Genomic DNA, 24,683 nt, shown 5'->3' with positions numbered 1-24,683 from the left:
ATAGAGTGGGACGGCCAAGGGGCCTACTTCAAGCCGGAGTTGGGGCCTCGTCCGGGGTGAGGGCCTTGCGCAGGACCAGGCAGGGGCGGCCGTGGGCCAGGTCGGGGCGGCGGTCGGTTTCCGCGTACCCGAGGGCGGTCCAGAAGGCGAGCGCCTTCGGGTTGTTCTCCAGGACGGCGAGCTTGAGACCCGTACGGCCCCGGGCGCGGAAGCCGTCCTCGACGTGCCCGGCGAGGAGGCGGCCGAAGCCGGCGCGGCGCTCGTCGCCGTGGACCATCAGCAGGCCCAGCCACGGGTCGGGTTCGGCCGGGTCGGGGTGGCGGCCGAGGGTCACGGCGACGGCGACGAGGCGCCCCTCGGAGCGGGCCAGCAGCACCTCGGCGGACGGTGCGGCCAGCTCGTCGGCGAGGGCGGCGGCGACCTGCTCGGGCCGGACGTCGTCCGGGTCCGGGAAGTCCCCGCTGAGCTGGTGGAACTCCCGGTTCGACGCGTACAGCGCGGTGAGCTCGGTGAGCAGCGCCCCGGGCAGCGCGGCGCCGTCCTCCAGGGCCTTGGGCGCGAGGGTCTCGACGATCACGCGGAAAGGGTAGAGCCCCGGCGGGTGGAAACCCGGCCGGGGCTCTGGCGATCCGTCAGGGGGATCGGGTGATCCGTCAGGATCGGGTGGCGGGAACCGTCAGAGGTTCACGCCGAAGTCGCGGGCGATGCCCTCCAGGCCGGAGGCGTAGCCCTGGCCGACCGCGCGGAACTTCCACTCGGCGCCGTTGCGGTACAGCTCGCCGAAGACCATGGCGGTCTCGACGGCCGCGTCCTCGGAGAGGTCGTAGCGGGCGATCTCGGCGCCGCCGGCCTGGTTCACGATGCGGATGTACGCGTTGCGCACCTGGCCGAAGTTCTGCGAGCGGGAGACCGCGTCGTAGATGGAGACCGGGAAGACGATCTTGTCGACATTGGCCGGGAGGCCCGCCAGGTTGACGTTGATCTGCTCGTCGTCGCCGCCGCCCTCGCCGGTGCGGTTGTCACCCGTGTGGACGATGGTCTGGTCCGGGGTCGACTTGTTGTTGAAGAAGACGAAGTGGGCGTCGGACGCGACCTTGCCCGCGGCGTCGACGCCGATCGCGGAGGCGTCCAGGTCGAAGTCGGTGCCGGTCGTCGTGCGGACGTCCCAGCCGAGACCCACGGTGACGGCGGTCAGGCCCGGCGCCTCCTTGGTCAGGGAGACGTTGCCACCCTTGGAGAGGCTCACTGCCATGGGAAGTCCCTTTCATCGTGGTTCAGCACGCTGTCTTCGCCCGGAGAAACGCGGAACGGCGTCCCACGGTTCCCGGGGAGCGAAAACGGGATGACGGTCCGCATCGGCACGGGGAACATGGAGGCATGTCAGGTCCGTATCAGATCCGCGGCTCCGTCTCGCTCCCCGAGGCCGAGCTCCAGTGGCGATTCTCGCGCTCCTCGGGTCCCGGCGGCCAGCATGTGAACACCTCCGACTCCCGTGTCGAGCTTCTTTTCGACCTCGCGGCGACCAAGGCGCTGCCCGAGGTGTGGAAGTCCCGCGCCCTGGAGCGGCTCGCCTCCCGGCTGGTGGACGGCGTGCTGACCGTACGGGCCTCGGAGCACCGCTCCCAGTGGCGCAACCGGGAGACGGCGGCCGTCCGGCTCGCCGCGCTCCTCGCCGAGGCGACGGCCCCGCCGCCGAAGCCCCGCAAGGCCACCCGCATCCCGCGCGGCATCAACGAGCGCCGGCTGCGGGAGAAGAAGCAGCGCGCCGACACGAAGCGCGGCCGCCAGGGGCGCGACTGGGGCTGAGCCGCCCCGGGCTCTCCGGCTCCTGGGTTTTCCCGTCAGCCCAGGTGGCGGTACTTGCCGCGGAAGTACGTGAGGGGTGCGGCGTCCGGGGCGGGGAGGGAGACCTTCAGGACGCGGCCGACGACCAGGGTGTGGTCGCCCGCCACCACGCGGCTCTCCGTGCGGCACTCCAGCGTGGCGAGCGCCCCGTCGAGCAGCGGCGCCCCGCTCTCCTCGCCGCGGGTGGAGGGCAGGTCGGCGAAGAGGAGGCGGTCCGAGACGCGGCCCTTCATCGCGAAGCGGCCGGCGATGTGCCGCTGGCCCTCGGCCAGCACCGACACCGCCCAGACCGGGACCTCCTCCAGGAGGTCGTCCATGCGGGAGCCGTTGCGCAGGCTCACCAGGACCAGTGGCGGGTCGAGTGAGACGGAGAGGAAGGCGGTGGCCGTCATGCCGACGTCCTCGCCGCGCGGGCCGTCGTCGGGGTCGTGCGCGGTCACCAGGACCACACCGGCCGCGAGGCGGGACATGGCCGCCCGGAACTCGTCGTCGCTCACCCCCTCAGCATGAGGGATGGCGAGGTCCGTGACGGGCGGCGAGGGCGGGGTCTTCTGTAGCACACCGGCACGCTAGCCCCGGCCCCGCGCGCCCCGCATCGGGCCCGGGGACCAGACCACCGCCCGGCCCGGGTCCTAGGACCCCCGGCCCCGGACCCCGGCCCGGCCGCCGCCGCCCTCGGAGTCGTACCCCCGCTGGGTACCGGGGGCACCGGGGGTCCGTCGGTCACCACCGACCCGCCGGATCTCGCCACGCAATGCTGTGACTTGAGTCACAGAGAGCAGTATTTGCTGACCCTGTGTACCGGCTGCGGAGCTCGCTGTGATTCAGTGGCAGGGACAGTACGCACGAAGCCGATGAGAACCCTGGAGTTGCTGTCGAGGTCTCGGGGAGAGCGAGCGATGGAGACCGAGTCGGAGCCTTACGTCCGTCTCTCGACCCTGCGGCAGCTGCATCAGGTCGTGGCGGACCTCAACACCGCCCGCAGCCTCGCGGACACCCTTCAGACCGTCGCCGACGGCGTCGTCGCCGGCCTCAACTACCAGCTGGCCTGCGTGAACCTGGTCCGGCCCGACGGTGACCTGGTCGTCGCCGCCTTCGCCGGAGACCCCGCCGCCGAGGCCCTCATCACCGGCCGCGTCGGCTCGCGCGAGGCGTGGGAGCGCCGCCTCGGCATGGCCGTCCCCTGGGGTGACCTGCGGTTCATACCGCACACCGAGGGCTGGGTCCTGATGGACGACGACGTGCCGCAGTGGCACACCGACGGCCCCGCCCCCCGCTTCGAGGACGAGTGGCACCCCCACGACCGCCTCTACGCCCCGATGTTCGCGTCCGGTACGGGCAGGGAACTCCTCGGCGTCATATCCGTCGACCGTCCGCGCAACGGGCGGCACCCGGGACCCTGGGGGCAGGAAGCCCTCCAGATGTACGCCTCCCAGTCCGCCATCGCGATCAGCAACGCCCGGCTCCGCTCCAACATGCAGCGCGCCCTCGTCCGCCTGGAGCGCGAGCAGCAGGCCCTGCGCGCCAGCGAGGAGTCCTTCCGGCAGGCGTTCGAGTACGCCCCCTCCGGCATGGCCATCGCCGAGCTCGGCGGCGACCAGCACGGCCGGCTCCTCCGGACCAACGACGCCCTCTGTCGCCTCCTTGGCCGCCCCGCCTCCGTGATGCGCCGCTACTCCTTCGCCGACCTCGTCCACCCCGAGGACATCGGCACCCTGCTCCGTACCTCCGCCGAGGGCGGGCGCGCCGAGCTGCGGCTCGGCCGGCGCGACGGCACCTACGTCTGGGTCTCGCTGCGGAACTCGGTGGTCGCCGACACCGCCGACGGACCCCGCTTCCTCCTCACCCACGTCGAGGACATCGAGGAGCGCAAGCGGCACGAGCTCCAGCTCGCCCACCGCGCCTCCCACGACGCCCTCACCGGCCTGCCCAACAGCGCCGAGCTGCGCTCCCGGCTCTCCGCCCGGCTCTGCGAGCGCCCCGCCGACTCCGCCGCCGCCTACCAGGGCCCCGGGCCCGGCCTCGACGCCGGTTTCGGCCACGCCCCCGACCCGCTGCCCGTCGCGTACGAAGGGGCCTACGAGGCGACGTACGAGGCGACGTACGAAGGGACGTACGAGGGCACGTACGAGGCGAGGTACGACGGGGGCGGGGGCTACGAGTACGGCCACGAGCACGAGCACGGCTTCGGCTTCGAACCGGCCGGCGGCGGGGCGTACGACCACCATGTGCACATGGTCGCGCCGACCGGCGGCGGCGACGGCGACGACGGCACCAAGGGGCTCGCCGTCCTCTTCTGCGACCTCGACGGCTTCAAGTCGATCAACGACCGCTTCGGGCACCACACCGGCGACGCCGTCCTCATCGAGGTGGCCCGCAGGCTCACCACCGGCGTCCGGGACGGTGACACCGTCGCCCGTCTCGGTGGTGACGAGTTCGTCGTCCTCGCCGACGGACTGGGCGCCGCCGACGCCGCCGACCTCGCCGTCCGGCTGCGGAACGCGATCATCCCGCCCATCCGGGTGGACGGCCGGGCGGTCCGCGTCGGGGCCAGTTTCGGCATCGGCTGGGCCGAGTGCGGGATGAGCGTCGAAGAGGTCCTGAACTCCGCCGACCAGCGGATGTACGTGGAGAAACGGTCCCGTGCCAAGGTGCACCGCCGGGCCGGATGATCGTTCCCGGCTCGGGGTCTTCATTCGTTCGGGGTAGGCTCGCCGGGTCGGCGACGGCTGGCGAGCATGGAGAGGAAGACCCGGATGGCTGCCGGAAACGACGGCGCGAACAAGCCCGAGGACGATGATCCGTTCGGCTATCTGTACGCCGACGGCCAGGCAGCGGCGGGCCGCGCCCCCCAGGGCGGAGGCTACGGCTACCCGGGTCCCGCACCCGCGCAGCCGGGAGTGCCGCGCACCTCGTACAACCAGGTCAGGACGGTCGGCGAGCGCCAGTACGGGCAGCCGCCGGCCCAGCCGTACGTGCCGCCGCAGCAGCAGGCGCCGTACGGCCAGCCGCACCCGCAGTACGCGGCGCCCGAGACCTACGGGAACGGGCAGCCCCCGCGGCAGACCCCGCCCCCGCCCGCCCCGCGCGGCGGCGGTCGCGGCCCCAACACCAAGGGCCTGCTGATCGGCGCGGTCGCGGTCGTCGCGGTCGTCGTGGCAGGCATCGCGGCGGCGGTCATCGGCAACCTGGGCGACGACAAGAAGACCCCGGAAGCGGGCGGCGGCCCCACCTCCGCCACGGCCCCGGCCACCCCGAGCCAGGAGACCACCCCCTCCGGCGAGCCCAGCACCGACCCCACGCCGGCCGAACTCCCCAAGCAGGACGCGGCGACGCTCCAGCTCGGCGGCATGGCCACGGTGGGCAAGGACATCAAGGGCGCCAAGGGCCCGGGCGGCGCCTACGTGGCGCTCAACGGCGTCGGCGGCTCCGCGAGCTGGACGGTCGACGTGCCGGAGTCCGGCGACTACACGCTCAAGATCGCCTACAGCGTGCCCGGCAAGGACGCGAACGCGATGCTCACGGTGAACGCCGGCCAGCCCTACAACATCAACATGAAGAACTACGCCCTCGCGGCGGAGGGCGACTGGGAGAAGGGGTGGACCACCACCTACGGCTACGCCACCCTGAACAAGGGCAGCAACTCCCTCAAGATCTCCTGCGAAGAGGGCAACGCCTGCGGCGCGATCATCGACCAGGTCTACCTGGTGGCGGGCAAGGTCGGCAGCTGACCCCGGCCTTCTGAACGACTTCGGCCCCGGGTGGTGGACCTCACCGCCCGGGGCCGTTCGCGTGTCAGGGGGTGTCGGCCTCGTGGGTGACCGTGACCTTCGGGAGGAGGGTCTCGTAGGTGGCGGGGTCGAACTCGCCCGCCACCGGGGAGGCGACCGTCGCGGCGGAGAGGGCCACGGCTTCGGCCAGGCGAGTGGGCCAGGGGGTGTCGTCGGCGTGGCCCGCCAGGAGGGCGGCGACGGCGGAATCGCCCGCTCCGGTGGGGTTGCCGTGGACGGGGGCGGGCGGGGTCGCGCGCCAGAGGCCGTCCGGGGTGGCGGCGAGGAGGCCGTCGGGGCCCAGGGAGGTGACCACCGCGTGGGCGCCGCGGCGGCGGGCGTCCAGGGTGGCGCGGCGCGGGTCGCGGGAGCCGGTGAGTCCGGCCAGCTCGCCGGCGTTGGGCTTCACCAGGTCGGGGCGGGCGGCGATGCCCCGGCGGAGCGGTTCGCCGCTGGTGTCCAGGAGCACCGGGACCCCGGCCGCGCGGGCGGCGCGGACCAGCTCGGCGTAGGCGCCGACGTGGACGCCGGGCGGGAGGCTGCCGCAGAGGGCGACGACCGCGGCGCCGGTGAGCAGCTCCGCGTACCGGCCGCGGAAGTCCGCCCACTCCTCGGGGGTGACGGCGGCGCCCGCCTCGTTGAACTGGGTGGTGTCGCCCGCGCCGGTGTCGACGACGGCGAGCGTGCGGCGGGTGGGCGCCTCGGTGCGGACCAGCGCGTCGGTCAGCCGGAGGACCGGGGCGAGGAGCTCGCGGAGCCGGTCGCCGGTGGGGCCGCCGGCGAAACCGGTCACGACGGTCTCGTGCCCGAGGGCCGCCAGCACCCGGGCCACGTTGACGCCCTTGCCGCCGGGGCGCTCGGCGCTGCGGGCGACGCGGTGGCTGGCGTGCGGGACGAGGGCGGGTACCTCGTAGGTGAGGTCGAGTGCCGTGTTGAGGGTGACCGTGAGAATCACCTGTCCACCCCCGTACTTCCGGTAAGACCTGTGGAGACAGCCGCGATCATGCCAAAGGAACGGCGATCGGCCCAGACCCCGGACCGTCCGCCGTCCCCTTTCCGCCCTGATCGGGCGGTCTGTCACACCCTCTGGTCAGGCGCTCTGGTCAGGTGCTCTGGTCAGGTGCTCTGATCAGGCGTTCTGATCAGGCGTTCTGCGGCACCCGGGTGGGGACTCCCTGCGGGGCGACGATCCACTCGCCCTTCCGCATGACGCCCTTCACGTCGAAGTCGGCGTCGAGGACGACGATGTCGGCGTCCTTGCCGGGCTCCAGGGAGCCGACCCGGTCGTAGACGCCGAGGAGGCGGGCCGGGTTGGCGGAGATGGCCTGGACGACGGAGTCGACGGGGAGGCGGTCGACGGTGGCGGCGCGCTTGAAGGCGCGGTCCAGGGTGAGGGTGGAGCCGGCGATGGAGCCGCCCTCGACGAGGCGGGCCACGCTGTCCTTCACCTCGACCTCCAGCGGGCCGAGCATGTAGCGCCCGTCGCCGAAGCCGGCCGCGTCCATGGCGTCGGTGATGAAGGCGACGCGCTCGGCGCCGGCGTGGTGGAAGGCGAGCTCCAGGGCGGCCGGGTGGAGGTGGGTGCCGTCGTTGATGAGCTCGACGGTGATCCGCTCGTCCTCCAGGAGGGCGGCGATCGGGCCGGGCGCGCGGTGCCCGAGCGCGGGCATCGCGTTGTAGAGGTGCGTGGCGACCGTGGCGCCCGCGTCGATGGCCTCGACGGTCTGCTCGTAGCTGGCGTCGGTGTGGCCGATGGCGGCGATGACGCCGTGCTCGGCGAGGAGGCGTACGGAGTCGAGGCCGCCGGGCAGCTCGGTGGCGAGGGTGACCATCTTGGCCCGGCCGCGGGCGGCGTCGATCAGCTTGAGGACCTCGGCCGGGTGCGGGTCGCGCAGCAGGGTCTCGTCGTGGGCGCCCTTGCGGCAGGGGGAGATGAACGGGCCCTCGAAGTGGAGGCCGGCGATCTCGCCCTGCTCGGCGAGCTCGGAGAGGAGTCCGGCGCGCGCGGTGAGGAAGTCCATGTCGCCGGTGACGAAGGAGGCGACGACGGTGGTGGTGCCGTGCAGCCGGTGGGTGTGGACGCCCTTGAGGACGTCCTCGACGCTGCCGGAGGTGAAGGAGGCGCCGCCGCCGCCGTGGTTGTGCATGTCGACGAAGCCCGGGACGAGCCAGTGGCCGGTGAGGTCCAGGACGGGGGCGTCCTCGGGGGCTCCCCCTCGTCCTCGGCTCCGCTCGGACGGGGAGATACCCCCATCCGCGATGCGGGCGCCGTCGACGATCACGCGTCCGTTCTCGATGATCCCGGTGGGCAGCACGACGCGTGCGCCGGCGAGAACCTTGTGATCGGACATCAGACGGAAACCTCCGAGTCGGTGGGGCGCTGGTCGGCGAGCAGGTCCCAGGCGAGGAGGCCCGCGCCCAGGCATCCGGCGGTGTCCCCGAGGGCCGCCGGGACGATGACGGGCAGCTTCTGGAAGGTCACTCGTTCCTCCACCGCGGCCCGAAGGGGTGTGAACAAGGTTTCCCCGGCCTCGGCCAGACCGCCACCGATGATGAGGGTGCGCGGGTCCAGCAGGGTGAGGGCGGTGACCAGGCCGTCGGCGAGCGCGTCCACCGCCTCCTGCCAGATCCGTACGGCGAGGGCGTCGCCGGACTCGACCGCCTTGGCGCAGTCGGCGGCGTCCGCGTCGGGGTCGCCGGACGCCTCGGCCCAGGCGAGGGAGACGGCGGAGGCGGAGGCGTACCGCTCCAGGCAGCCGCGCTGGCCGCAGCCGCAGTCGGTGCCGCCGGGGCGGACGACGATGTGGCCGATCTCGCCGGCGTAGCCGTGGGCGCCGGCCTCGATGCGGTCGCCGATGCCGATGGCGCCGGCGATGCCGGTGCCGAGGGGCACGAAGAGGAAGCGGTCGGCGCCGTTGCCCGCGCCGATGCGGCCCTCGGCGAGGCCGCCGGTGCGCACGTCGTGGCCGAGGGCGACGGGGAGGCCGCCGAGGCGTTCGCTGAGGAGGGCGCGGAGGGGGAGGTCGCGCCAGCCGAGGTTGGCGGCGTAGACGGCGATGCCGCGGTCGGCGTCGACGATGCCGGGCACGGCGACTCCGGCGGCCGCGGCGGGCTCTCCGTACCGCTCCTCGCCGAGGGCGCGGAGGTCCTCGGCGAAGGCGAGGATCGTCTCGACGACGGCCTCGGGTCCGCGGTCGCGCCCGGTGGCGCGGCGGGCCTCGTGGAGCAGGGTGCCGTCCGCCCCGACGAGGGCGGCCTTCATGCCGGTGCCGCCCACATCCAGGGCGATGACGTGTCTCACGGGAGACAGTCTCGCGCGAGATCGCCCAAAAGGTCTAGTCCACTGCTGAGGATTGTTGCGCTCGGATACAAATTCGGGTCCCCAGGTGTGGGGAGTTTGTGGCGAAGGTCCCCCCGTGGTTGCGGAAGTGGTACCCAACTGGTGTAGACCTCTTGCCCGGGGGTGGGGGAGACTTTCGGCCCCTGCCCCGATGTATGTGCAGCTCACTGCTGCTCAACGACGAGCAAAAGGTGGATGAAGCCGTGGAGCGGCGACGATTCCTTGGACTGACCGCGGCCGCCGCCGCCCTGGGCCTGACCGCGACGGTCGCCGGCTGCGGCACCCTCGGCGGTGACGGAGGCGACGTGACCCTGCGCCTGGTCGCCGCCGACTACGACCTCACCGGCGGCAACACCACCAAGAAGTACTGGGACGACCTCGTCGCCGCCTTCCAGGCCGGGCACCCGGGGATCAAGGTCCAGGTCCAGATCGAGTCCTGGGACGACGTCGACCGCAAGGTCGCCGAGATGGTGAAGGCGGGCCAGGCCCCCGACGTCGCCCAGATCGGCGCCTACGCCGACTACGCGGCCGCCGGGCAGCTCTACTCGGCCGACGAGCTCCTCACCATCCCCGTGCAGGCCAACTTCCTCCCGGCGCTCGCCAAGGCCGGCGAGAACAACCGCACCCAGTACGGTCTGCCGTTCGTCGCCTCCACGCGCCCCCTCTTCTACAACGCCGACCTCTTCGAGAAGGCCGGGCTCAAGCCGCCCACCAGCTGGGACGAGCTCGCCGAGGCCGCGAAGAAGCTCAAGGAGGAGGGCGTCCGGACCCCCTTCGCGCTGCCCCTCGGACCGGAGGAGGCACAGGCCGAGTCCCTGATGTGGCTGTTCGCCGGGGGCGGCGGCTGGACCGACGAATCCGACCGGTACGCGATCGCCTCCGAGGCCAACGTCGAGACCTTCACCTGGCTCAAGGACGAGCTGGTCGGCCCGGGCCTCACCGGCCCCATCGCCCCCGGAAAGCTCAACCGCAAGGCCGCCTTCGCCGCCTTCGCGCGCGGCGAGGTCGGCATGCTCAACGGCCACCCCTCCCTCGTCCAGGAGGCCGCCAAGCAGGGCGTCAAGGTCGGCCAGACCCCGCTGCCCGGCGTCGACGGCCCGGCCAGGACCTCCATGGGCGTCGCCGACTGGATCATGGGCTTCAAGGAGAACGGGCACCGCAAGGAGATCGGCACCTTCCTCGACTTCGTCTTCAGCGACGAGAACGTGCTGAAGTTCGCCGGCGACAACGACCTCCTGCCCGTCACCGTCACCGCCTCCACCCGCATGGAGACCGCCCCCGAACACGCCGGCCTCCGCCAGTTCCTGAAGACCCTCCCCACCGCCCAGCTCCCCCCGGTCGGCAAGACCTCCTGGGCCAAGGTCAGCGAGACCATCAAGCAGGACATAGGCAAGGCCGTCACCCCCACCGGCCGCCCCGCCGACGTGCTGGCCGCCATCTCCCGCACGGCGACGGCGGCCGAGGCGGCGGAGTGAGCGGGGGCATGGGCGGGGTAATAGGTTGAGCGTATGAGCGAAGAGGCTGCGGGCGGTGGTGCCGAGACGGGCGACGGTGGCGGGCTCGGGGAGCGGGAGCGGGCCGTGCTCGCCGTCGAGCGGCGGTCCTGGCCCGGCCCGGGGGCCAAGGAGCGGGCCGTTCGCGAGGGGCTCGGGCTGAGCCCGACCCGTTACTACCAACTGCTCAACGCCCTGCTCGACGATCCGCGGGCCCTCGCGCACGACCCCGTCACGGTCAACCGGCTGCGCCGGGTCCGCGAGGAGAAGGAACGGCGGCGCTAAACCCTCCGCGAGGTGAGTCCGGCCACGCTGACGGGGCGCGCCCGCGTCGGTAGGGTCGGCAGCATGGTCAGCAGCCTTCCGCACCCGGCCACACCCGCCGGCCGCGACGGCCTGGACGCGCTCCTCGCGCGCCCTTCCGAGGCCGTCGTCGCCCTCGACTTCGACGGGACGCTCGCCGAGATCGTCCCCGACCCCGAGCGGGCCCGCGCCCATCCCGGCGCCGTCCCCGCGCTCGCCGCCCTCGCCCCGCACCTGGCGGCCGTGGTCATCGTGACCGGCCGCCCCGCCGGGGTCGCCGTCCGCCACGGCGGCTTCGCCGGCGTCCCCGGCCTCGACCACCTCACCGTCCTCGGCCACTACGGCGCCGAGCGCTGGGACGCCGCCACCGGCACGGTCACGGCCGCAGCCCCGCACCCCGGGGTCGCCTCCGTCCGCGCCGAACTCCCCGGCTTCCTCGACCGGCACGGCGCCTGGCCCGGCGTCTGGATCGAGGAGAAGGGCCGCGCGGTCGCCGTCCACACCCGCCGTGCCCAGGACCCCCAGGGCGCCTTCGAGGCCCTCAAGGGCCCGCTCGCCGACCTGGCCGCCGCCCACGGCCTCGTCCTGGAGCCGGGCCGCCTCGTCCTGGAGCTACGCCCCCCGGGCATGGACAAGGGCGTCGCGCTGGCGGAGTTCGTACGCGAGAAGGCCGCGCGCTCCGTGCTGTACGCGGGCGACGACCTGGGCGACCTGCCCGCCTTCGCCGCCGTCGAGAAGCTACGAGCCAACGGCCTCCCCGGCCTCCTCGTCTGCTCCGGCTCCACCGAAGCCCCCGAACTGTCCCACCGAGCCGACCTGTCGGTCCCCGGCCCCCCAGGCGTGGTAGCCCTCCTCACGACCCTCGCGGAGGCGGTACGGGAGCCCTGAGCGCCCATCCGCGGCGCCTTCACGCCCCGTGTACGGCGCTACCGCTCTTGCTGCCGTCGCCCCGACCCACCCGGCGCTGGAACCCGCGCCGTCCGGGCCGGGCGGCGGGAGCGGTACGGGGCAAGGCGGAGCCCGTACGCCCCGGGCAGGCGCCCCTCCTCGCGCGCCCGTTCCCGCCTTGGTACGCCTCCGACCGCAGCAGCTCCGTGAAACCCGCCCGGACCTCAGCCCGCGACAAGCGACCTCCCTCGAAGACACCGGCCTCGGCCGACGGCGGCGGAGGGATCCGCGCGACGAGGGTGGCGTACACCGGGAAGGCCCCCGGGCTGACTGTCATCGACGGTGGTGACGACAGCGCCGGTTGAGCGACGGCGGACCGCTAACCGGCGCGCGTGGTGCCCGTGGTGGTCGGCCGGATCATCGCGGCGAGCACGGGCGAAGCGGGGGACGGCCGGCTCGTGCCGATCACCTGGTATCCCCAGGTCTCGTAGACCCGCTGGACCTTTCCGTCGCCGGCCGACGCGTTGACCATGAGCGACACGTACGCCTCGGTTCGATCGGCGAGCAGCGCGTCGTGGATGCGCCGCGCCAGTCCGGTGCCCCGGTAGGGCCCCGTCACGCCGATCTCCTTGAGGGCCAGGGCCGGAGACGTGGTGAAACGGGGGTCTACGTCGCCCATCCGCTGCCACCACCGGTCACCGCTCTCCACGGTGTTCCCGTACGCGTAGCCGACCGGCCGGTCCTCGGCGTCGAACGCCAGCACCGCACCGAACCCCGGCTCCCTTCCGTGGCGCTCCAGGCGTTCGGTGAACGTCGGCACCGCGTAGTTCGGCAGGTGGAGCAGCGGCTCGCGCACCTCCGCGTACACCGCGATCAGCGGTGCGACGACCTGCTCGACGTCCGTGGGCGTGCTCGTGTAGCGGTGGAGCCGGGGGATCATGCGGGCTGCCTCCAGGTGTCGCGGGTGTACTGGGTCCAGGTGTGGGCGAAGGCGGTGCCGGGAGCGGCGGCGTCCAGACGGCTGCCGAAGGCGCGGAGCATCCCCACGACGCGGGGGTGAAGGGTCGCGGCGTCGGCCGGGACGGACATGGCGCTCGTCAGGGCGGCTTCCACATCCCCCTGTTCGAGCTGGGCCCGTGCGACACGAGTCGTGGCGATGGCCTTGGACCGCTGCATGTGGGGGCGCAGGACCGCGAGGGAACGGTGTCCATGGGCCTCTGCCCGCTCGAAGTCGCCGAGGGAGAGGTACGCGGACAGGGCGAGACTGTCGAGTTCGGCCTGGTCGTAGAAGGCGTTCAGCCATACGGGCCGCGGGGCATCCGGCTCGGCGCGCAGCAGGGCGTCCTGTGACTGGTGGAAGGCGCGGCGGGCGGCCGTGGCGTCGCCGGCCGCTCCGTAGATCGCGCCCTGCCTGGCCAGGCCCAGGGAGGCGAACATGGGGTCCTGGCGGGTGATGCCGAGCTTGCGGGCCACGTCGTTGGCCGCGAGTGCGTCGGCCGGGCGCCCCATGTGCCGGTACATCGTCCCCGCGTGGGACCAGATGCGGAACTTGATGTACGGGTCCCCGGCCATTTCGGCGAGCTGCTGTGCGACCCGCATGTGCTGGGCGGCGTCGTCGAAACGCCGTCCGTCGATGGCGGCCCACATCGCGGAGGACCGGAACGCGGCAGCCGCGGCGTAGACCTGCTTCCTGATGCGCTGGCCGGCGCTGCCGACCCCCTGGAGGGAGGCGCTTCGTCCGAGAGGGCCACGGCCTTGTGCTCGATGACGAGCCGGCCGCCGTGGCGGTGGTCCTTGGCGATGATGTCCGCGAACCTGCGGTGGAGGCGTTCGACGTCGCTGACACCGATCCGCCGGGGCGCACCGATGGCCGGGGTCGTGGAGGTGAGGGCCAGTGCGGTCCCGGCTGTGATGAACTGGCGGCGTTCCACTGGGTCCTCCGGCGGGGGTGTGGTGCGGGGGGATTCGAACCCCAGATCTCTCAGCGGGCAGCTGAACACCGCCTCCAGTGCCCTGCGCGTACGGCCGATCGGACGGCGGGTGGCGCCGCTGATCAGATTCCGTACGGTCCTGTCCGACACATCGCCGGGCCTGCCGGTGATCGTGAGCAGGGCGGTGTTCATCCGGCCTGCCAACTCCTCCTGCGTGAGACCTAAGTCGGCCATCCGCTGCTTCAACACGGCGTTGACTGCCACGACACAGAACGTAGTACCGGCCCATTCTCCGAGCCAGAGCAGTCGCAAAGAGCACGCAAAGTCTTCCGGTCGCATCGCGTGCGCCGGGCAGTGACCTTTCCTGTTCCACGACGCGCGCCGGCCGTTGACTGGTCGCACGTCGACCACAGGAGCAAGTGATGGACAGTTCACTTCCTCACCGCATGCCAGGGGTGAGCGGACAGGAGCAGGACGGCGCGGGGCTGGAGTACGGCGTTCCGAGTCGGGAGCTGCGTGAGCGGGGGGCCGAGGGGTGGCAGCGGTTCCTCGACCGTTTCTTCGGCGAGCACGTCGACGAGGAGGTCGAGACGTGACCCGGGCCGACCACGGCGGGTACGTGGGGCACGAGTGGCTCGGGTGCCGGGTGCGGGACATCGCTTCCGGGAGCGAGGGGGAGCTCATGGCGGTCACCCAGGAGGTGCACGACGGCGGTCGGGTGGTCGGTGTCGCGCACATCCGTCCCCCGTCCGGCGTGGAGTGGTCGACCGCCGTCGCCAATGTGAGGCCGTGCGCCGGACCTTCCACCCTCGTGGAGGAGCGGGCGCGCCCGAGTGGGACCGCGCGGCTCGCGTCCGTACCCCGTGCGGTGATCATGCAGCCGACGACGCAGTGCCTGCCGATGGACTGCGCCTACTGCTACCTGCCCTTCCGGAAGGAGAAGCGGGTGATGGCGGTGGACGTCGCGAGGGCCGTGGCCGATTCGGTCAACGCGTGGGCGGCCGACGACCCGGCCTTCGAGGTCGTCTGGCGCGGAGGCGAGCCCCTGGCCACCGGACGGGAGCACCTGGCGGCGCTCATGGCCCCCTTCACAGGGGTGAAGCACTCCGTGCAGACGAACGCGGTCCTCGTCGACGACGCCTGGTGCGCGTTCCTGTCGGAGCACGGTGTCGCCGTGGGAGTCAGCATCGACGGGCCCGCGGACATGAACACCCGTCGGGTGACCCTGGCGGGGCGGCCCGGATTCCGTCCGGCGATGCGCGGCATCGACCGTCTGCGCCGTCACGGGATCCCCTTCTCCGCCATCGCGGTCGTGTCCGATCCCGACCCGGCCGACGCCGCCCGGTTCTACGAGTTCTTCGCCGGGCTCGGAGTGACCACCCTCGGCGTGAACGTCGAAGAGGAGGAGGGCGCCAACCTCTCCGTACGCGAGACCGATGCCGGGCGCGCGGCCGAGTTCTGGGCCGCGCTCGCCGATGCCTGGCGGGCCGACCCGGTCGTACGGCTGCGGGAGGTCCAGCGCGTGGCGGACTTCGCCGGCGCGGTCCTCCAGGGCCGGGGGACCGCCACGCTTCCGGCAGCCGCCCCGTGGGATCCCCTGCCCACCGTCGCCCACGACGGCGGCGTGGTCATGCTCTCCCCCGAGCTGGCCGGGTTCACCGACGACCGGTTCGGCGACTTCACCACCGGCAACGTCCTCGACGTCGGCCTCGGGGTTCTCGTCGCCGACGCGGAGGAACGCACCCCCTGGATCACCGAGTTCTGGGACGGCGTGGACGCGTGCCGCGCCACGTGCCCCTCCTTCGCCTTCTGCGGAGGAGGCCACCCCGCCAACCGGTACTTCGAGCACCAGGGACGGATGGACGGGACCAGGACCCGGTACTGCACCACCGCCAAGATCGCCCTTCTGGAAGGAGTAACGCGCCATGTCCGCGCACATTCCCACTGACGCCACCGCCCTTGTGATGGACTCGCCCCAGGGTTTCCGGTCCCTCGTGGAGCTCGCGGGAACGCGGCCCCTCGCGGCCTTCGACAACCGCCCCACCTGGGACAACCCCACTCCGGCGTTCGACAACCGCCCCACCTGGGACAACTGGAACAACAGGTCCTAGCCCACACCGACACCACGAAGGAACGGAGCACCGCCATGGCCACGCGCGTCTTCGGGCACGTCACCGTGACCACCCCGGACCTGGACGAGCCCGGTCTCTATCTCTCGAACGTCGACAGCCTCGACAACGCGCGTGGCATCGTGCAGGACTTTGCGTTCGGGGAGGTGGAGCTGCGCTCGCTCGATCTGGCGGACACCCGGCTCGTCACCGGCCGCATCACCGGCGTCCGCTCCCGGCGCGTCGCGTTCGAGGCGCTGAACCTGCACGGGGTGGAGCTGAGCGGCAGCGACCTCGGCTCGGCGCGGTGGAGCGGGGGCAGACTCACCCGCGTCGTGTTCCGCGACTGCAAGCTGATGGGCGCCGCGCTGGACGGGCTGGTGCTCGACGACGTGCTGTTCGAGGGCTGCAAGTTCGACTACGCGAGCTTCGACAGGGTCCGTGCCACCGGGCCGTTGGCCTTCGCGGGCTGCGCCTTCACCGAGGCCGTGTTCAGCGACTGCGACCTGTCCGACGCGGTGTTCTCGGACTGCGCCCTCAGGCTCACGGAGTTCGGCACCGGCCGCTACCGGGACATGGACCTGCGCGGCAACGACCTGTCGGCGCTCCGAGGCGTCGCCCACCTGAGCAGGATCCGCATCGACCACGCCCAGCAGGCCGACCTCGCCCACGCCCTGGTCGGCGAACTCGGCATCTCCCTCGGTGACGACTGACCCCGGGAGGACTCCCGTGCCCCTGCACCTCGCCTTCGACGACCTGGACGCCCTGCGCGCACGCACCGAAGTCGCGGCGGTCCGCGTGAGCGCGGACGCGGCGGAGTACGAGGACGGGGCCGTGGTTCCGTCCGGTCCCTGGCAGCCGCTGACCGAGGAGGCCGGGCGGGGGCTGACCGCTGCCGCCGGGGCGCCGTCCAGCACCGTCGTGGAGATCGTGCGGCCCCCGGCTCCGGTCGGCCCGGTCCTCGGCGACCTGGCGAAGCCGTTGGGCGACGCGCGTGCCGAGTACCTGGGGCAAGCCCTGGCCGGACCCGGGATGCGCACCACCACCGGCCATCACAGGGGCGGCCGCCTGATCGGCCTCCACCTCGACAACTGGGACAAGCTCCCCTACGACCGGAAGGCGTCGGGCCGGCGACGGCTCGCGCTCAACCTCGGCCCCGGCGACCGGTACATCGTCCTCGGGACCGTCGACGCGCAGGCCGTGTGCCGTGCCGTGCACCCCGACTCCTACCGGCGGCGGCATCCGCACACCGACGACTACCGCGTGTACGTCGCCTCCGGCCGTCCCGTCCGATGCGTCAGGATCCGGCTGGCCCCCGGAGAGGGGTACATCGCCCCCACCGAGTACCTCCTCCACGACGGCTCGACCGAGGGGCGGCGTGAGCCGTCCGCCATGGCCTTCTGGCTCGGGCACTGGGATCGACAGGTGCTGCCGTCACTCGTCTGACACCGCGCGGAGCCGCCCTACTTGAGCAGCAGGTCCACCACGCCCGTCAGGTCTTCTTCCGGGGAGCCTTGGGTGAGGCGGCGGTGCATGAGGGTGAAGTAGGGGGCGATCAGTTCGGGGCTTACGCCTTGCTGGGTGGCGGTGGCCAGGAAGGTGGGGGTGCCGGCGGTTTGCATGCCGAGGTTGCTGACGACGTCGGTGGTGTAGTCGCCGGTCTTCAGTTGGGCTGCCGTCTGGGTGATGGACGGGGTGGCCATGGCGGTGATCCATTCGGCGAGGAGGGGGGCGAAGGCGACCGGGTCGATGTCCTCGTTGCGGATCAGGGCGAAGGCGTGGGCGGTGCCGGCGAACATGCCGTACATGGCGCTGAGCAGGGCCACGTCGTGGAGGGCCGCGTGGCCCGGGTCCGTACCGACGAAGCGGGTGCCGGCCGGGACGGCGAGGGTGTCGCGGTGGAGGTCGAACAGGTCGGTCGAGCCGCTGTAGAAGACGTAGCCGCCGGCCTCGGGGACGCCGATCATCGGCGGGACGGCCATGATGCCGCCGTCCAGGTAGCGGGCGCCGCGGGCGGTGGCCCAGGCGGCGCGGTCGCGGGCCTGGGCGGGGGTCGTGGTGGTGAGGTTGACGAGGTCCTTGCCGGTCAGGTCGGTGGCGTCGAGGGCCACGCCGACGGAGGCGTCGTCGAGGAGGCAGACGATCACCAGGCCGTTCGCGGCGACGGCGTCGGCGGCGCTCGCCGCGACCGACGCGCCCTCGGCGGCCAGCGCCTCCGCGCGGGCGGCCGTGCGGTTCCAGACGGTGACGGGGTGCCCGGCGGCGAGCCAGGTGCGGGCGAGGGCGGTGCCCATGGCGCCGAGGCCGAGGAGGGTGACGGGGGTCTTCCGCGAGGTCGTCGTGTTCATGGGACCAGCCTGCGACCCGGCCGTTGAGCGCTCAAGTACCCACTTCGGAGTGGGTGGTTACCCTGGGGTGAGCGAGCAGGTCAGGAGGGTGGCACATGGCGACGCTGAACCGGCCGGGGGACGAGGACGGGCACGTCTGCGGCATCGACACCGCGATGGAGGTCATCGGCGGCAAGTGGAAGGTGCTCATCCTGTGGGCGCTCCACGAGGGCCCGGAGCGGCGGTTCGGCGAGCTGCGCCGGATGGTGCCGGGCATCACCGAGAAGGTCCTCGCCTCGCACCTGCGGGAGATGGAGGCGGACGGGATCGTCCGCCGCGTCTCGTACGACGAGGTGCCCCCGCGCGTCGAGTACGGCCTCACCAAGGACGGGATCCGGCTCAACGACGCCCTGGAACCGCTCGCGGCCTGGGGCCGGGAGCGGGGCCCGGAGGGAGTCTCCTAGTCCTTCGGGTTGCGTAGGGCGTCCAGCTGGTCGAGGAACCAGCGCTGCGGGGGGAGGGCGGTGGCCGCCTCGGCGAGCCGGCGGGTGCGGGCGGCCCGTTCGTCGTCCGGCATGGTCAGGGCCTCGTGCAGGGCCTCGGCGGTGCCGGAGACGTCGTAGGGGTCGACGGTGAGGGCGTCGTCCCGCAGCTCGCGGTGGGCGCCCGCGCCGGTCGACAGGACCAGGGCGCAGCCCGCGTCGGAGACCACGGGTATCTCCTTCGCCACCAGGTTCATGCCGTCCCGGACCGGGTTGACCAGCGCCACGTCGGCGAGGCGGTAGGCGGCGAGGGAGCGGGTGAAGTCGTCCTCGACCGAGACCAGGACCGGCTGCCAGCCTGTCGTGCCGAACTCCGCGTTGATCTCCTCGGCCAGCGCGACGACGTCGGCCGTGTACGACCGGTAGGACTCCAGGTCCTGCCGGGACGGGTAGGCGGAGGCCAGGTGGACGACCCTTTCGCGCCACTCGGGGTGGACGGTCAGCAGCTCCCGGTAGGCGAGCAGGCCGCGCAGGATGTTCTTCGACAGCTCGGTGCGGTCGACGCGGACGATGGTCTTCCGTCCGCCGACCTCCTCGCGGAGCCGGGCCAGCCGGTCGTCCACCTGGGGCCGGTGGGCGAGGGCCCGCAGGTCGTCGCCGTCGACGCCGAGCGCGTACACCTGGACGCGGGTGCGGCCCTTCCCCGTGGCGTACCGGCGCCACTCCACGCCGTACCACGGGTCGCCGCTCGGCCAGACGCCCTGGGCCGTGCCGGTGGGGTCGTCGCGCCGGGAGCAGCAGCCGATGAAGTTCCCGGCCCATCCCCAGGTGTGGAAACCGAGCTCGTCGGCGCCGAGCATGCCCCACAGCAGCTCCTCGACGATGTCGTCCGGCACCATCCGCAGGTACTCGGAGGAGACCCACGGGGTGTGCGTGAAGTGCCCGATCCTGAGGTCGGGGCGCAGCTCGCGGAGCATCCCGGGGACCAGCGCCAGGTGGTAGTCCTGCACCAGGACCGCCGCGCCCTCGGCGGCCTCGGCGGCCAGGGTCTCGGCGAAGGCGCGGTTGTAGGCGCGGTAGGAGGCCCAGCGGCGGCGGAAGGCCGCATCGAAGACGGGCTCGCGGGGGATGTCGTACAGGTGGTGGTGGAGGAACCACAGCACCGAGTTCGCGATGCCGTTGTACGCGTCGGCGTACACCTCCGGGTCGATGTCGAGCATCCGCACCCCGGGCTCGGCGACCCCGCGCCGGACGGCCTCCCGGTCGCCGTCGCCGAGCGCCGCGCACACCCACAGGCTGTCCTGCGAGTCCACGGCGCTCAGGCCGGAGACGAGGCCGCCGCCGCCCCTGCGGGAGGAGAGCGTGCCGTCGTCACCGAGCGTGTACGAGACGGGCCCTCGGTTGGATGCCACGAGTACGGAAGCCATGTGGCGAACCTAGCCCGTCCCGTAAACGCTCAAACGTACGTATACGGTCAGCGGTCGGCCGGATACGGGCGGCCGACCGTGCCGCTAGCGGGTCCGCCGGCCGCGCATCGCCGCCTTCGCGACCAGGCCCGTCGCCGCGAGGACCAGCGCGAGCGCGCCGAGCAGCCACAGGCGCTCTCCGTCGCTGCCGGTCTCGGCCATCGAGCCGCCGTCGCCGCCGCTGCCCCCGCTCCCGCTGGAGTTCCCGCCGCCGCCGGCGTTGCCGCCGTGGCCGGGGCCGGGGGCCGGGGCGGCCGTGGAGGCGGTCGGCGCGGGGGTCGTGGTGGTGGTCACGGACGGCGAGGGGGTCGGGTCCGTGGGCTCGGGGGTCGGGTCCACGGAGGGGGACGCGGTGGGGGCGGTGGTGGAGGGGCTCGGGGTCGGCGTCGGGCTGGACGGGGACGGGCTCGGGGCCGGGGTCTCCAGCTCCGGGGTCACCGCGCACGCCGGGTCCTCGCTGCCCTCGCCGCAGTTGGAGCGCGGGGAGGTCACCTCGACGGCGTTGCGGAGCTTCCCGTCGCCGGTGGCCGGGTCCTTCACCTTCACCGAGTACGTCACCGTGGCCGTCTTCCCGGCCGGGATGTCACCGGTCCAGCCGATCCGCGGCTTCTTGTACGTCACCTCGCCGAGGTCCGCCTTGGCGTCGCCCGCGTAGTCGGCGTCGTCGAGGGTGTCGGTCAGGTCGTCGGCGAAGGAGGCGTTCGGGTAGTCGAGCCCGCTGATGTTCTTCGCGGTGATCGTGTACGTGAGGGTGTCGCCCGGCTCCACCGTGCGCGGGGTCGCCGTCTTGGTGACCTCCAGGTCCGGCACCGGCACCGAGAAGGCGAGCCCGGAGGGCACGTAGGTGTCGCCGTTGGTGGAGAAGGTCAGGTCGGCGGAGGTCGCGCCCGCCGGGATCGCGCCCTCGGGGACGTCGAACTCCTTCGCGTCGATGGACAGGTTGTTGGTGAGGTCGGGGGAGACCGCGCCGTCGTCCTCGCTGATGAAGAAGTTGTTGGTGTTGCCCGTGTGGGCCTCGGTGACGTTCTTCCCGTCCACCAGGAACTTGTCGCCGGGCGTGTTCCAGTCGCCCTCGTACGCCGTGACGCTCGCCCGCGCCTTCCCCGGGGAGCGGTGGAAGCCGTCGACCGTGACCGTCGTCGCCGGGGAGGTCGAGCGCTGGAGGACGTGCCCGCCGTAGACGTGGACGCTGCGCCGCTCGGGCGCCTTGACCGGGTCGGGGCCCGGGAAGCGGTGGACGACGGTCAGGGACCAGCCGCCGACGCAGCCCTTGCCGTTCGGCGCCCACACCCCGCTCACCCCGATCGCCACCGGCGCGTCCTGCCCCGCCACGCCCGCGAAGGCGGCGGTCACGTCCGACTCGCCCGTGTAGTAGTGCGGCCCGCTGGTGTCGGCCGGGTCGACGACCAGGCTGTCGATCGAGACCGGCGCGGCGGCCTTCCCCCCGACCGAGAGCAGCGGCGCCGTGGTCGCCGGGTCGCCGGGGGAGGGCTCCACGTCGGCGCCGGAGATGTCGCAGCGCTTCAGTTGCGCCCCGCTGGGGCCCCGGTAGGTGCCGTCGTTGCCGCCCCAGTAGAGCCGGGCGTAGGCCACCTCGGCGCCCTTCGGGATCCGGACCCGGCCGGTGCTGGAGCCGTGGGTGTCGCCGGTGCCGGCGGTGTCCAGGCGCCGCATGACGAAGGTGTTGTTGTTGTCGCGGCCCTCGCCCTTCGTGGCGGTGGCGCAGCGGGCGGCCAGGTCGGCGGGGGCCGTCGGGCAGCCCATGACGGTGTTGCCGATCGTGGCGAAGTCGCCGTACAGGGACTCCTGGTACCGCTGCCCGAAGGGTTCGACGACGTCGGCGGCGGCCGGTCCGGCCCCCGTCAGCGAGAGCGTGCCCGCGGCGAGCAGCGCCGCCGCGAGCACGCGGGAGGGGTGAGATCGTACGAAGCGCATAAAAGGGCAATGTAGGCAAAGCCCATCATCTACGGACGTTACGCCACGCAGCCGTGCGCGTACTCCGTGCGAGCGTTACGCCACGCGGCGGTGCGCCGCCCCGTCGCGGGAGTCGCGCCACGCGGCCGTGCGCCCGCCCCCGTCGCGGGAGTCGCGCCACGCGGCGGTCTCGTACCCGTGCGGGCGGCCTTACGCCACGCGGCCGTGCGCCTCCCCCGCGCGGGAGTCTCGCCGCGTGTCCCCCCGTCGCCGGCCGTCACGCCACGCGGCGCTGCGCGTACTCCGTGATCTCGGCCATCGGGGGGCGTTCCTCCGTGTCCACCGCGTACGTGCGCGGCTCGAAGCCCTCCTCGCCGCGCTCGAACTGGGTCAGGCGGGGGCGTACGAGATGGCCGCGGGAGAGCCGCAGCTGCGCCGTCCGGTAGATCGCCGCGGCCATCCGGCCCAGCGCCTGCCCGTCCTGGTGCCGGTGTTTGCGGACCCCCACGTCCACCTGCGCCAGCGCGTCCAGGCCCACCGTGTGCAGCGCGTCGACGAGGAGGCCCAGCTCCACTCCGTAACCGACCGGGAACGGCAGCCGTTCGAGCAGCGAGCGGCGCGCCGCGTACTCCCCGCCCAGCGGCTGGACGAATCCGGCCAGTCGCGGCCAGTGCAGATTGAGCAGCGGGCGCGCCACCAGCTCCGTCACGCGACCGCCCTGACCTGGGGTGTCACCGAAGGGGCGGTCGTACATGGCCTTCACGAAGTCCACGTCCGGGTCGGTGAGCAGAGGGCCCACGATGCCCGTCACGAAGTCCGCGGAGAAGTCCTTCAGGTCCGCGTCCACGAAGCAGACCACATCCCCGCTCGTCACCATGAGTGACCGCCACAGGACCTCGCCCTTCCCCGGGACCGCCGGGATCCGGGGGAGTATCTCGTCGCGCGCGACCACGCGCGCGCCGGCCGCCGCCGCGACCTCGGCGGTGCGGTCGGTCGACCCCGAGTCGATCACCACCAGCTCGTCCACGAGCGGCACCGTCTCGGTCATCAGCTCGCGCCGGATCACGCTGACGATGTCCCCGACGGTCGCCTCCTCGTTCAGCGCGGGCAGCACCACGCTGACCGTCGTCCCCCGCTTGGCGGCGAGCACCCGCTCCAGGGGCCGGTCGGACACGGACCAGGACCGCCGGGACAGCCAGCGCTCCACTTCTTCCAGCAACGTGATCTCCATCTCGCGGATCGGACGACCGTCTCCACCTTCGAAGCCTTCGGTTACAGTCTTGAACAACGCGGATGCCCGATGCATGTCGGGGTGCCGCCCGCGTCTCACAATCGAATACCGCTCATCCAGAGGGGCAGAGGGATACGGCCCGTTGAAGCCCCGGCAACCCTCCAGTCGGTTCTCGTACTCCAGCGAGGCCACCGGCTAGGGAAGGTGCCAAATCCGTCTCATGGCGAAAAATTCGTCATGGGAAAGATGAGGAGAAAGGGCCTCGCCTCCATGGCTGTAAACACCGTCGCACCCGCAACCGCCGCTGCCGACACCCCCGCCCCCACCGTCGATCTCGGCCCCGCGTCCGGCCTTTCCTGTCGCGAATGCGGCCAGGTCTTCGCCCTCGGCCCGATCTTCGCCTGCGAGCTCTGCTTCGGCCCCCTCGAAGTGGCCTACGACCTCCCGGTCGGCGACCCCGAGGCGCTGCGCAAGCAGATCGAGGCCGGCCCCGCGAACATCTGGCGGTACGCGCCCCTGCTGCCCGTCCCCGCCGACGTCGCCGAGAAGCCGAACCTGAACCCCGGCTGGACCGCGCTCGTCAAGGCCGACAACCTCGCCCGCGAGATCGGCGTCGCGCCCGGCAAGCTCTTCGTCAAGGACGACTCCGGCAACCCGACCCACTCCTTCAAGGACCGGGTCGTCGCCCAGGCCATCGAGGCCGCCCGCGCCTTCGGCTTCACCACCCTCTCCTGCTCCTCCACCGGCAACCTGGCCGGCGCCGTCGGCGCCGCCGCCGCCCGCGCCGGCTTCCGCTCCTGCGTGTTCATCCCGCACGACCTGGAGCAGGGCAAGGTCGTCATGGCCGGTGTCTACGGCGGTGACCTCGTCGCCATCGAGGGCAACTACGACGACGTCAACCGCTTCTGCTCGGAGCTCATCGGCGACCCGCTCGGCGAGGGCTGGGGCTTCGTCAACGTCAACCTGCGCCCGTACTACGGCGAGGGCTCCAAGACGCTCGCGTACGAGATCTGCGAGCAGCTCGGCTGGGTCATCCCCGACCAGCTCGTCATCCCGATCGCCTCCGGCTCCCAGCTCACGAAGATCGACAAGGGTCTCCAGGAGCTCATCAAGCTCGGCCTGGTCGAGGACAAGCCCTACAAGATCTTCGGCGCCCAGGCCGAGGGCTGCTCCCCGGTCTCCGCCGCCTTCAAGGCCGGCCACGACGTCGTCCGCCCGCAGAAGCCGAACACGATCGCCAAGTCCCTCGCGATCGGCAACCCGGCCGACGGCCCGTACGTCCTCGACATCGCCCGCCGCACCGGCGGCGCGGTGGAGGACGTGAACGACGAGCAGGTCGTCGACGCGATCAAGCTGCTCGCCCGGACCGAGGGCATCTTCGCCGAGACCGCGGGCGGCGTGACCGTCGGCGTGACGCGCAAGCTCGTCGAGGCCGGTCTCATCGACCCGGAGCTCACCACCGTCGTCCTCAACACCGGCGACGGGCTCAAGACCCTGGACGCCGTGGCCGACAGTTCTCAGGCGACCGCCACCATCCGCCCGAGCCTGGACGCGTTCCGCGACGCGGGCCTGGCCCACTGAACCC

The 24,683-nt window shown here is 72.6% G+C and carries 24 protein-coding genes, 1 pseudogene and 1 riboswitch; of the genes and pseudogenes, 13 read left to right on the top strand and 12 right to left on the bottom strand.

Annotation, left to right across the window (positions count from 1 at the left end; translation table 11 throughout):
- Positions 1-28 precede the first annotated feature (28 nt).
- Both ACFXMG_RS17640 and ACFXMG_RS17635 read right to left on the bottom strand, forming a co-directional pair.
- The gene (locus tag ACFXMG_RS17640) at positions 29-577 is read right to left on the bottom strand and encodes a GNAT family N-acetyltransferase (RefSeq protein ID WP_383825826.1); all 549 of its coding nucleotides are present in this window, start codon (positions 575-577) and stop codon (positions 29-31) included.
- A 99-nt stretch (positions 578-676) separates the two neighbouring features.
- On the bottom strand, positions 677-1,252 hold the full coding sequence (locus ACFXMG_RS17635) for a TerD family protein (protein WP_360308411.1): 576 nt from the start codon (positions 1,250-1,252) through the stop codon (positions 677-679).
- Between the two features lie 125 nt (positions 1,253-1,377).
- Between ACFXMG_RS17635 and arfB the strand changes: the two genes are divergently transcribed.
- Complete coding sequence (arfB, locus tag ACFXMG_RS17630) at positions 1,378-1,806, top strand: alternative ribosome rescue aminoacyl-tRNA hydrolase ArfB (protein WP_383825830.1); 429 nt, start codon at positions 1,378-1,380, stop codon at positions 1,804-1,806.
- A 35-nt stretch (positions 1,807-1,841) separates the two neighbouring features.
- On the opposite strand, the gene ACFXMG_RS17625 is transcribed toward arfB, so the two are convergent.
- Positions 1,842-2,405: a flavin reductase family protein gene (locus ACFXMG_RS17625; RefSeq protein WP_383825832.1), complete on the bottom strand. Its 564-nt coding sequence runs from the start codon at positions 2,403-2,405 to the stop codon at positions 1,842-1,844.
- 339 nt (positions 2,406-2,744) lie between these two features.
- On the opposite strand from ACFXMG_RS17625, the gene cdgB reads away from it, so the two are divergent.
- Complete coding sequence (gene cdgB, locus ACFXMG_RS17620; RefSeq protein ID WP_383825835.1) at positions 2,745-4,517, top strand: diguanylate cyclase CdgB; 1,773 nt, start codon at positions 2,745-2,747, stop codon at positions 4,515-4,517.
- A gap of 84 nt (positions 4,518-4,601) precedes the next feature.
- The gene (locus ACFXMG_RS17615; RefSeq protein ID WP_383825837.1) at positions 4,602-5,576 is read left to right on the top strand and encodes a carbohydrate-binding protein; all 975 of its coding nucleotides are present in this window, start codon (positions 4,602-4,604) and stop codon (positions 5,574-5,576) included.
- Positions 5,577-5,640: 64 nt separating this feature from the next.
- Here ACFXMG_RS17615 and ACFXMG_RS17610 read toward each other — a convergent pair whose 3' ends face one another.
- The 3 genes from ACFXMG_RS17610 to ACFXMG_RS17600 all read right to left on the bottom strand — a co-directional run bounded on the left by ACFXMG_RS17610 (position 5,641) and on the right by ACFXMG_RS17600 (position 8,916).
- A complete protein-coding gene (locus tag ACFXMG_RS17610) occupies positions 5,641-6,570 on the bottom strand; it encodes a 1-phosphofructokinase family hexose kinase (protein WP_383825840.1) in 930 nt (309 codons plus the stop codon).
- 187 nt (positions 6,571-6,757) lie between these two features.
- Positions 6,758-7,966, bottom strand: coding sequence for an N-acetylglucosamine-6-phosphate deacetylase (gene nagA / locus ACFXMG_RS17605; protein ID WP_383825842.1), 1,209 nt, complete (start codon positions 7,964-7,966; stop codon positions 6,758-6,760).
- Positions 7,966-8,916 carry an ROK family protein gene (locus ACFXMG_RS17600; RefSeq protein WP_383825845.1) on the bottom strand — a complete coding sequence of 317 codons (951 nt, stop codon included), beginning with the start codon at positions 8,914-8,916 and terminating at the stop codon, positions 7,966-7,968. The genes nagA and ACFXMG_RS17600 overlap by 1 nt, the downstream gene beginning before the upstream one ends.
- Positions 8,917-9,146: 230 nt before the next feature.
- Between ACFXMG_RS17600 and ACFXMG_RS17595 the strand changes: the two genes are divergently transcribed.
- The 3 genes from ACFXMG_RS17595 (at position 9,147) to otsB (ending at position 11,639) form a co-directional block, all read left to right on the top strand.
- Positions 9,147-10,430, top strand: a complete 1,284-nt coding sequence (locus ACFXMG_RS17595; RefSeq protein ID WP_383825848.1) for an ABC transporter substrate-binding protein — start codon at positions 9,147-9,149, stop codon at positions 10,428-10,430.
- A 33-nt stretch (positions 10,431-10,463) separates the two neighbouring features.
- A complete protein-coding gene (locus ACFXMG_RS17590) occupies positions 10,464-10,733 on the top strand; it encodes a DUF3263 domain-containing protein (RefSeq protein ID WP_383825851.1) in 270 nt (89 codons plus the stop codon).
- Between the two features lie 63 nt (positions 10,734-10,796).
- The gene (gene otsB, locus ACFXMG_RS17585) at positions 10,797-11,639 is read left to right on the top strand and encodes a trehalose-phosphatase (protein ID WP_383825854.1); all 843 of its coding nucleotides are present in this window, start codon (positions 10,797-10,799) and stop codon (positions 11,637-11,639) included.
- A 379-nt stretch (positions 11,640-12,018) separates the two neighbouring features.
- Here otsB and ACFXMG_RS17580 read toward each other — a convergent pair whose 3' ends face one another.
- The gene (locus tag ACFXMG_RS17580; protein ID WP_383825857.1) at positions 12,019-12,579 is read right to left on the bottom strand and encodes a GNAT family N-acetyltransferase; all 561 of its coding nucleotides are present in this window, start codon (positions 12,577-12,579) and stop codon (positions 12,019-12,021) included.
- A pseudogene (locus ACFXMG_RS17575) lies at positions 12,576-13,534 on the bottom strand (hypothetical protein). Before ACFXMG_RS17575 ends, ACFXMG_RS17580 begins: the two are co-directional and overlap by 4 nt.
- 458 nt (positions 13,535-13,992) lie before the next feature.
- Between ACFXMG_RS17575 and ACFXMG_RS17570 the strand changes: the two are divergent.
- Genes ACFXMG_RS17570 through ACFXMG_RS17550 form a run of 5 tightly spaced genes read left to right on the top strand, consistent with a single transcriptional unit; the run spans position 13,993 to position 17,124 of the window.
- Complete coding sequence (locus ACFXMG_RS17570) at positions 13,993-14,166, top strand: hypothetical protein (RefSeq protein WP_384119865.1); 174 nt, start codon at positions 13,993-13,995, stop codon at positions 14,164-14,166.
- Complete coding sequence (gene amcB, locus ACFXMG_RS17565) at positions 14,163-15,518, top strand: cyclophane-forming radical SAM peptide maturase AmcB (RefSeq protein WP_383825862.1); 1,356 nt, start codon at positions 14,163-14,165, stop codon at positions 15,516-15,518. Before ACFXMG_RS17570 ends, amcB begins: the two co-directional genes overlap by 4 nt.
- Positions 15,496-15,681 (top strand): multiple cyclophane-containing RiPP AmcA, encoded by a 186-nt coding sequence (gene amcA, locus ACFXMG_RS17560; RefSeq protein ID WP_383825865.1) that lies wholly within the window; start codon positions 15,496-15,498, stop codon positions 15,679-15,681. The genes amcB and amcA overlap by 23 nt, the downstream gene beginning before the upstream one ends.
- A gap of 35 nt (positions 15,682-15,716) precedes the next feature.
- Positions 15,717-16,391 (top strand): pentapeptide repeat-containing protein, encoded by a 675-nt coding sequence (locus tag ACFXMG_RS17555; protein WP_383825868.1) that lies wholly within the window; start codon positions 15,717-15,719, stop codon positions 16,389-16,391.
- A gap of 16 nt (positions 16,392-16,407) precedes the next feature.
- Positions 16,408-17,124 (top strand): hypothetical protein, encoded by a 717-nt coding sequence (locus ACFXMG_RS17550; protein WP_383825871.1) that lies wholly within the window; start codon positions 16,408-16,410, stop codon positions 17,122-17,124.
- A 17-nt stretch (positions 17,125-17,141) separates the two neighbouring features.
- On the opposite strand, the gene ACFXMG_RS17545 is transcribed toward ACFXMG_RS17550, so the two are convergent.
- Positions 17,142-18,026: an NAD(P)-dependent oxidoreductase gene (locus ACFXMG_RS17545; protein ID WP_383825873.1), complete on the bottom strand. Its 885-nt coding sequence runs from the start codon at positions 18,024-18,026 to the stop codon at positions 17,142-17,144.
- Between the two features lie 95 nt (positions 18,027-18,121).
- Between ACFXMG_RS17545 and ACFXMG_RS17540 the strand changes: the two genes are divergently transcribed.
- A complete protein-coding gene (locus ACFXMG_RS17540) occupies positions 18,122-18,469 on the top strand; it encodes a winged helix-turn-helix transcriptional regulator (protein ID WP_383825875.1) in 348 nt (115 codons plus the stop codon).
- On the opposite strand, the gene ACFXMG_RS17535 is transcribed toward ACFXMG_RS17540, so the two are convergent.
- The 3 genes from ACFXMG_RS17535 to ACFXMG_RS17525 form a co-directional block, all read right to left on the bottom strand.
- Positions 18,466-19,914, bottom strand: coding sequence for a trehalose-6-phosphate synthase (locus ACFXMG_RS17535; protein WP_383825878.1), 1,449 nt, complete (start codon positions 19,912-19,914; stop codon positions 18,466-18,468). The genes ACFXMG_RS17540 and ACFXMG_RS17535 overlap by 4 nt on opposite strands.
- A gap of 84 nt (positions 19,915-19,998) precedes the next feature.
- Positions 19,999-21,888, bottom strand: a complete 1,890-nt coding sequence (locus ACFXMG_RS17530; protein WP_383825881.1) for a hypothetical protein — start codon at positions 21,886-21,888, stop codon at positions 19,999-20,001.
- 256 nt (positions 21,889-22,144) lie between these two features.
- Positions 22,145-23,086 (bottom strand): glucosyl-3-phosphoglycerate synthase, encoded by a 942-nt coding sequence (locus tag ACFXMG_RS17525; protein ID WP_383825948.1) that lies wholly within the window; start codon positions 23,084-23,086, stop codon positions 22,145-22,147.
- A gap of 121 nt (positions 23,087-23,207) precedes the next feature.
- A riboswitch (SAM riboswitch) is annotated at positions 23,208-23,351 on the top strand.
- 17 nt (positions 23,352-23,368) lie between these two features.
- Here ACFXMG_RS17525 and thrC point away from each other — a divergent pair.
- Positions 23,369-24,679, top strand: coding sequence for a threonine synthase (gene thrC, locus ACFXMG_RS17520; protein WP_383825884.1), 1,311 nt, complete (start codon positions 23,369-23,371; stop codon positions 24,677-24,679).
- Positions 24,680-24,683 lie beyond the last annotated feature (4 nt).

The sequence above is a fragment of the Streptomyces sp. NPDC059201 genome (genome assembly GCF_042754585.1).
Classification (GTDB): Bacteria; Actinomycetota; Actinomycetes; order Streptomycetales; family Streptomycetaceae; genus Streptomyces.
The sequence above is the reverse complement of the archived record's forward strand: the minus strand, read 5'-3'. Positions and strand labels throughout refer to the sequence as shown.

Coding starts and splice junctions, on each gene's coding strand:
- ACFXMG_RS17635 (WP_360308411.1), bottom strand. CDS start 1,252: ATGGCAGTGAGCCTCTCCAAGGGTGGCAACGTCTCCCTGACCAAGGAG.
- arfB (WP_383825830.1), top strand. CDS start 1,378: ATGTCAGGTCCGTATCAGATCCGCGGCTCCGTCTCGCTCCCCGAGGCC.
- cdgB (WP_383825835.1), top strand. CDS start 2,745: ATGGAGACCGAGTCGGAGCCTTACGTCCGTCTCTCGACCCTGCGGCAG.
- ACFXMG_RS17615 (WP_383825837.1), top strand. CDS start 4,602: ATGGCTGCCGGAAACGACGGCGCGAACAAGCCCGAGGACGATGATCCG.
- nagA (WP_383825842.1), bottom strand. CDS start 7,966: ATGTCCGATCACAAGGTTCTCGCCGGCGCACGCGTCGTGCTGCCCACC.
- ACFXMG_RS17590 (WP_383825851.1), top strand. CDS start 10,464: ATGAGCGAAGAGGCTGCGGGCGGTGGTGCCGAGACGGGCGACGGTGGC.
- otsB (WP_383825854.1), top strand. CDS start 10,797: ATGGTCAGCAGCCTTCCGCACCCGGCCACACCCGCCGGCCGCGACGGC.
- ACFXMG_RS17580 (WP_383825857.1), bottom strand. CDS start 12,579: ATGATCCCCCGGCTCCACCGCTACACGAGCACGCCCACGGACGTCGAG.
- ACFXMG_RS17570 (WP_384119865.1), top strand. CDS start 13,993: ATGGACAGTTCACTTCCTCACCGCATGCCAGGGGTGAGCGGACAGGAG.
- amcA (WP_383825865.1), top strand. CDS start 15,496: ATGTCCGCGCACATTCCCACTGACGCCACCGCCCTTGTGATGGACTCG.
- ACFXMG_RS17555 (WP_383825868.1), top strand. CDS start 15,717: ATGGCCACGCGCGTCTTCGGGCACGTCACCGTGACCACCCCGGACCTG.
- ACFXMG_RS17545 (WP_383825873.1), bottom strand. CDS start 18,026: ATGAACACGACGACCTCGCGGAAGACCCCCGTCACCCTCCTCGGCCTC.
- ACFXMG_RS17540 (WP_383825875.1), top strand. CDS start 18,122: ATGGCGACGCTGAACCGGCCGGGGGACGAGGACGGGCACGTCTGCGGC.
- ACFXMG_RS17535 (WP_383825878.1), bottom strand. CDS start 19,914: ATGGCTTCCGTACTCGTGGCATCCAACCGAGGGCCCGTCTCGTACACG.
- ACFXMG_RS17530 (WP_383825881.1), bottom strand. CDS start 21,888: ATGCGCTTCGTACGATCTCACCCCTCCCGCGTGCTCGCGGCGGCGCTG.
- thrC (WP_383825884.1), top strand. CDS start 23,369: ATGGCTGTAAACACCGTCGCACCCGCAACCGCCGCTGCCGACACCCCC.